We start from the raw sequence: 5,069 nt of genomic DNA, 5'->3' as shown, positions 1-5,069 counted from the left end.
GATGGTGAAGTGGTATGGAGTGTTGCCTACAAGAGTTATGGCAATATTGCTCTGGCCCATGAAAATCAGATAGAGCAGCCGATTCGTTTCCAGGGGCAGTACTTTGATGAAGAGACTGGCCTGCACTACAACCGGTTTAGGTACTATGATCCGCAGGTTGGGGAGTTTACTCAGCAGGACCCGGTGGGGCTGCTGGGGGGAGTTAATAATTATCGGTATGTACCCAATCCAGTTACTTGGATAGACCCCTACGGGCTAACTAGTAAAGATTGTCCACCAGTGAATTCTTGGAATGAATTTCAGAGAGACACTAAAGGGCATTTTGCGAATAGCTCTGAAGCGGCTAAGTCATATCAAAAGATGAAAGAAGTGGCTGCGATGGGCGGTCGCACTGAAAAGCTTAAACGACCGGATCCGTCAACTTACTTGCCGCAGTCCTATATTAATGCTCATTTAGATAAATTTCAGAATGAAGGGGCTGGGTTTATTGCTATTCAAGGTTGGATGGAAAACCCTGAATATCCAACTCTCCCTCCACGTAAATTTGTTGGTTTACGATCTGAAATGGATGCTGTTATAGAAAAATATGAGTCATCTGGCCGTGATTGGACGGTTTTAAGGGATGAGCTGAGTTTAGGTAATGTAGATTTGAGTGACGAGAAAATAGTTTATGTGGTGATAGAGCCAGGAGATACAAGGTTTACTTATGATATTCCTGATGGTCGTGAAGCTGGCGCATATGAGGGAGAATGGGTCCCAGGAGGGAAAACTAAAGGTGGAACTAGCGAGGCTGCTTTAGTGGGTTCTGAGAAAATTGCACATGATAATAGCGCAGATGAACTAATGAATAATTTTTCAAAATCCAAGCGTATTCGGTGAGTTCTATGGTTAATTTATTTGAATTGGCTCTAAATAATAAAGAAACAGATAACTTTTTTAGAGGAGAGGGTGTCTACTTTGTTCCAAGTCCTGATTACGAAGGGCATGTACATGGAGCAAACATAAGTGGTCATGCGCATACATTTTTAAAAGCATCTTCAGATAATGGCAAAAAGTTTGACGATTCTTTTATAAATTTTATAAAGGACCTGTCTCTCACGGAAGCAGATCTATCTAACTTTCTTGCAAATTTTTCATCATATGTGGCTCAGAAAAGTTCACATAAATTACCGGGGTCCAATTTGTTTTTAGAAATGGATTCTTTGGAGTCTACTCTCGTAAAAAATTACTTGTTAAAGTTTAAGAGTGCAGGTGCCTTGAATGAATATAAGGATAAATTAAACACGCATGCTAGTTTTGCTTGCCGCAAAGGAAATGAGATTTTAAAAAAAATTCTCGAAGAGCTTGAAATGGAGTAGCATGTTGGGCTCAAACATCTAAATGTGTAGTTTGGAAACCCAGGGCAAATTGTAGAGTGGTCCTATAAGCCTTGCTGCTGGTTCCATTAAGCCCTTAAAACTACTTTAAAGTTTCGGTTGAGATAGACTACTTTTGTGGACATCTAATACTCCCACCCCTAAAAACCGGCTACCGCTTCCACTTCGAATGGGATGCCGAAGGTCCCTCGGCCCGCTGTGTGCGCCAGTGGGGCGATCCTATCGATGGGCAGGCCACATACAACTACCAGTTTGATTGGGATGATGATGGCAGGGTGTCACCGTAACTGATACCCGCGGCGGTAAAGAGCGTTACCGCTTCAATGAGCGCGCCCTGCCCATTTATCACCGCGACCCGGAAGGTGCCGAGACCCTTTACAGTTACAACGACCTGGGCCAGATCACTAAGGTACAGCTGCCAAGCGACGATGGCAGCCTGCGCGAAGAGATTTATCAATACGACGATCAAGGCCGCCTGATACAAAAAACCGATTCCGCCGGCAATAAGCACCGCATTGAATACAATAGCGAAGGCCTGCCCGCAAAAGTTACGGACCCTGCGGGCAATAAGTGGCAACGCGAGTACAACAAAAAAGGTCAGATCGCTGCCACCAAAGATCCTCTCGGCAACAACCCAGTATGGCTATAACCCCGTTGGTCTGATCGGCAGTGTTACCGACCCACTGGGAAATACCACTCGCTACTTGTGGAATCCTGAGGGTAAACTCGCCGCGCCCAGCACTACCGCTACGACAGCGCTCGCCGCCTGGAAGAAGTACAACACGCTCCTGGCCAGGTCACTCGCTACGAATACGACGCCCAGGACCGTATCCATGCGGTAACCACCCCAGATGGTGCTCGCACCCAATACAGCTACAACCCTCAGGGATTACTGGCCGAAGTTACCGACTCCGAAGGTCGCAGTACCTGCTACGCCTACGACGGCCTCAGTCAGGTTAAGACCCACACCAACCCGACGGCAGCCGCCTGGAATACCACTACGACGGCGAGCGCAATTTAATTGGCCTTACTAACGAAAACGGTGAGTGCTACTGGGAATACGATGCCGTCGGTAATCGTATTGCCACAACATTATCCGATGGTGAAGTACTGAACTTCGCTTTCAATCCCGCTGGCCAATTCCAAAGCCTGCATCACCGCCCTGTCGGTGGTGACGCCGATCAACTGATCACCAGCATCAGTCACGATGAACAGGGCAGGGAAAGCCGCGCCAACATGGCAATGGGCTGGAAAGCCAGAGAGACTACGATCTTCAAGGCCGCCTGCAAAAGCTGCTCCTGGGCAAGGCCAATGGTCCGGTATCCGATCCAACTCAGTCAAACTCCATCCTGGAGCGCCGCTACCAATACAACAAAGCTGGCCAGATCGCCCAAATTGAGGACAGCCTGCGGGGCACCCGTAGCTACCACTACGACGCCCTCGACCGCCTTACCCAGGTAGACGGCCCCAACCCCGAATACTTTGTGCATGACCCCGCGCACAATATCCTGGCTGCCGCCAATTCGAAAGACGAAGCCAAGCAGCAAGCCAGCGCCACTCAGGTCAAAGGCAATCGCCTCGCTTTTCGTGGTGATACCCACTACCGCTACGATATCCACGGCAACCGCATCGCCGAACTGCGCGGTAAAGGGCAAAAACTGCAAACCCGCTATCACTACAACAACCGCCAACAGATGGCCCGTGTAGAAAAGTTTAAGATAGAAAACGGCACAGAACAGTTCCCGCAGGTCACCCACTACCAATACGACCCCTGGGGCGCCATATTGGTAAAGCGAGTGAAAGCGAGCAAACCGGTTTTCTCTGGGATGGCGACGTACTCCTGCAGGAAAATAAAGTCGATAGCCAGACCAAGCAGGATCTCAATACCCGTACCTACTACTTTGAACCGGGCACTTTCAAACCGGTTGCACTAAGAGAAGATAATCAGGTTTATCACTACCATCTGGATCACCTGGGAACCCCAGATACTCTCACCAATCAAGAAGGCGAAGTGGTATGGAGTGTTGCCTATAAGAGCTATGGCAATATTGCCCTGGCCCATGAAAATCAGATAGACCAACCGATTCGTTTTCAGGGGCAGTACTTTGATGAAGAGACCGGGCTGCACTACAACCGGTTTAGATACTATGATTCGCGGGAGGGGGAATTTACTCAGCAGGATCCTATTGGCTTGCTGGGAGGATCGAATAATTATCGGTATGCCCCTAATCCGGTAAGTTGGATAGACCCTTTTGGTTTAACTAGTAAGGATTGTGAGCCGGCAATCCAAGGGGAAGAGATCCCTGAAAATTATAACTTACTAACCGGACGCTATAAAAATGCGGTATTGAATTTAGAACCCAAAGATGGAAAAGCCATTCGAAATGTTCAGCGTCTTATTAGAGGTAGGAATATTCCTGAAATACTCCCAGAAACTATCAACGATTTACGTGATGTCGAGAAATTAACTATTATTACTCATGCTGATGGCAATGGTTTTGTAGTTTTCGGTGAGTACTTATCCGGTGAGCAACTCGGGGGCAAGCTTAAGCAATATGGTTTTACCCCTAATAGTGTGGAGATGATTGCCTGTTGTCGAGAACCTGGGCCAGCAAGGCAGGCTTTGGCCGATACGTTAGGGGTTCCAGTAACGGGAGGTAACGGAAGAATGAGAGTAGAAGACGGTGGATCAATTGTAGTGGCAGATGAAAAGGCTACTATTGAATATCTAGAGGAAAACCCAGGAAGTAGAGAGGTAATAGAGCGAGTACAAGATGACCCAGAGGCATTTACTGTTTATAAACCAAAGGGAAGTACTTAGTGATGAAAAAAATAAAAATATTAGGTGATAATGATGATTATGAATTAATTGTAAGACATGGAGGGGGTGGATATCCGTATTCTCAGAATGAGATAGAAAGAATATATACGTACTTGGATGAGAGCCCTTGTGCTATTGCCTGGCTAGGTTTTAAGCGTTGTGCTTTTGGTTGTAAAGATTTTGTTTGTGAATCATACGAAACAGATGGTGTTTGGGCTTGGCAGGGAGGGTTATTACATTATATTACAGATCATTTTATTGAGCTCCCTGATGAATTTTTGAAACACATCTTAAGCGGAGAGAGGCCCAGTTGTCCCGAAAGTTTAATTTCCACATTTGAGGCTAATGCATTTAAGAAAGGTGAGGAGAAGGTTGTAGATAGATATTTCTGGGCGGAATGGATGTCAAGGTTTTTAGATAAAGATCAGGTTGAACCTGTTTATTTTGTAAAATCACCTTATCGTAAACCCTCTCACCGTAAGGCTCCTCCTGGATCCTTTTCTGGGTGGAGTGATTTTGAGTTGTGATGAGTAGAAGTTGATGAATTTGCTATGTTTCCCTGATTTTAAGAAATGAAGCATAATATTTTTCTTAAATTTCATGATTTTTTATTTCAGCAACCTATTCAGTTTCGGGCTTCTCATTGAGGCTAATAAATGAGGTCAGAGTAAACTATTGTCGTTTAATTAACCTTTAATCGGGTATCTGATCACTGGCTACGAATACGATGCCCAGGATCGCATCCATGCGGTAATTACCCCAGATGGCGCCCGCACCCAATACAGTTACAACCCCCAGGGATTACTGGCCGAAGTTACCGACTCCGAAGGTCGAAGTACCTGCTACGCCTACGACGGCCTCAGTCAGGTTAA

The 5,069-nt window shown here is 46.3% G+C and carries 11 protein-coding genes and 1 pseudogene; 10 read left to right on the top strand and 2 right to left on the bottom strand.

What is annotated here, in order from left to right; genetic code table 11:
• On the top strand, window positions 1-879 hold an 879-nt coding region (locus tag Q1A69_RS19720), incomplete at its 5' end, for an RHS repeat-associated core domain-containing protein (protein ID WP_299589501.1).
• A 5-nt stretch (window positions 880-884) separates the two neighbouring features.
• Entirely contained in the window at window positions 885-1,358 is a 474-nt protein-coding gene (locus tag Q1A69_RS19715) for a hypothetical protein (protein WP_143730755.1), read from the top strand.
• A gap of 262 nt (window positions 1,359-1,620) precedes the next feature.
• On the opposite strand, the gene Q1A69_RS19710 is transcribed toward Q1A69_RS19715, so the two are convergent.
• Complete coding sequence (locus Q1A69_RS19710) at window positions 1,621-1,833, bottom strand: hypothetical protein (protein WP_299589498.1); 213 nt, start codon at window positions 1,831-1,833, stop codon at window positions 1,621-1,623.
• Between Q1A69_RS19710 and Q1A69_RS20505 the strand changes: the two genes are divergently transcribed.
• The 4 genes and pseudogenes from Q1A69_RS20505 to Q1A69_RS20495 all read left to right on the top strand — a co-directional run.
• A complete protein-coding gene (locus Q1A69_RS20505) occupies window positions 1,768-2,025 on the top strand; it encodes an RHS repeat domain-containing protein (protein WP_366525627.1) in 258 nt (85 codons plus the stop codon). The two genes, Q1A69_RS19710 and Q1A69_RS20505, sit on opposite strands and share 66 nt — an antisense overlap.
• Entirely contained in the window at window positions 1,934-2,218 is a 285-nt protein-coding gene (locus tag Q1A69_RS20500) for a hypothetical protein (protein ID WP_366525626.1), read from the top strand. The genes Q1A69_RS20505 and Q1A69_RS20500 overlap by 92 nt, the downstream gene beginning before the upstream one ends.
• The gene (locus tag Q1A69_RS19705) at window positions 2,143-2,397 is read left to right on the top strand and encodes an RHS repeat domain-containing protein (protein ID WP_366525625.1); all 255 of its coding nucleotides are present in this window, start codon (window positions 2,143-2,145) and stop codon (window positions 2,395-2,397) included. The genes Q1A69_RS20500 and Q1A69_RS19705 overlap by 76 nt, the downstream gene beginning before the upstream one ends.
• Window positions 2,364-2,435: pseudogene (locus tag Q1A69_RS20495) on the top strand (hypothetical protein); the annotation flags it as partial. The gene Q1A69_RS19705 and the pseudogene Q1A69_RS20495, both read left to right, overlap by 34 nt.
• 33 nt (window positions 2,436-2,468) lie before the next feature.
• On the opposite strand, the gene Q1A69_RS19700 reads toward Q1A69_RS20495, so the two are convergent.
• Window positions 2,469-2,717 (bottom strand): hypothetical protein, encoded by a 249-nt coding sequence (locus Q1A69_RS19700; RefSeq protein ID WP_299589496.1) that lies wholly within the window; start codon window positions 2,715-2,717, stop codon window positions 2,469-2,471.
• Between Q1A69_RS19700 and Q1A69_RS19695 the strand changes: the two genes are divergently transcribed.
• The 4 genes from Q1A69_RS19695 to Q1A69_RS20490 all read left to right on the top strand — a co-directional run.
• Window positions 2,624-3,310, top strand: coding sequence for an RHS repeat domain-containing protein (locus Q1A69_RS19695; protein ID WP_366525624.1), 687 nt, complete (start codon window positions 2,624-2,626; stop codon window positions 3,308-3,310). The genes Q1A69_RS19700 and Q1A69_RS19695 overlap by 94 nt on opposite strands.
• Window positions 3,311-3,387: 77 nt before the next feature.
• On the top strand, window positions 3,388-4,197 hold the full coding sequence (locus tag Q1A69_RS19690) for an RHS repeat-associated core domain-containing protein (RefSeq protein WP_299589493.1): 810 nt from the start codon (window positions 3,388-3,390) through the stop codon (window positions 4,195-4,197).
• Window positions 4,197-4,724 (top strand): hypothetical protein, encoded by a 528-nt coding sequence (locus Q1A69_RS19685; RefSeq protein ID WP_299589491.1) that lies wholly within the window; start codon window positions 4,197-4,199, stop codon window positions 4,722-4,724. The genes Q1A69_RS19690 and Q1A69_RS19685 overlap by 1 nt, the downstream gene beginning before the upstream one ends.
• 169 nt (window positions 4,725-4,893) lie before the next feature.
• On the top strand, window positions 4,894-5,069 hold a 176-nt coding region (locus tag Q1A69_RS20490; RefSeq protein ID WP_366525623.1), incomplete at its 3' end, for an RHS repeat domain-containing protein.

This window comes from uncultured Microbulbifer sp., from assembly GCF_947498635.1.
Taxonomy (GTDB): Bacteria; Pseudomonadota; Gammaproteobacteria; order Pseudomonadales; family Cellvibrionaceae; genus Microbulbifer; species Microbulbifer echini.
The sequence above is the reverse complement of the archived record's forward strand: the minus strand, read 5'-3'. Positions and strand labels throughout refer to the sequence as shown.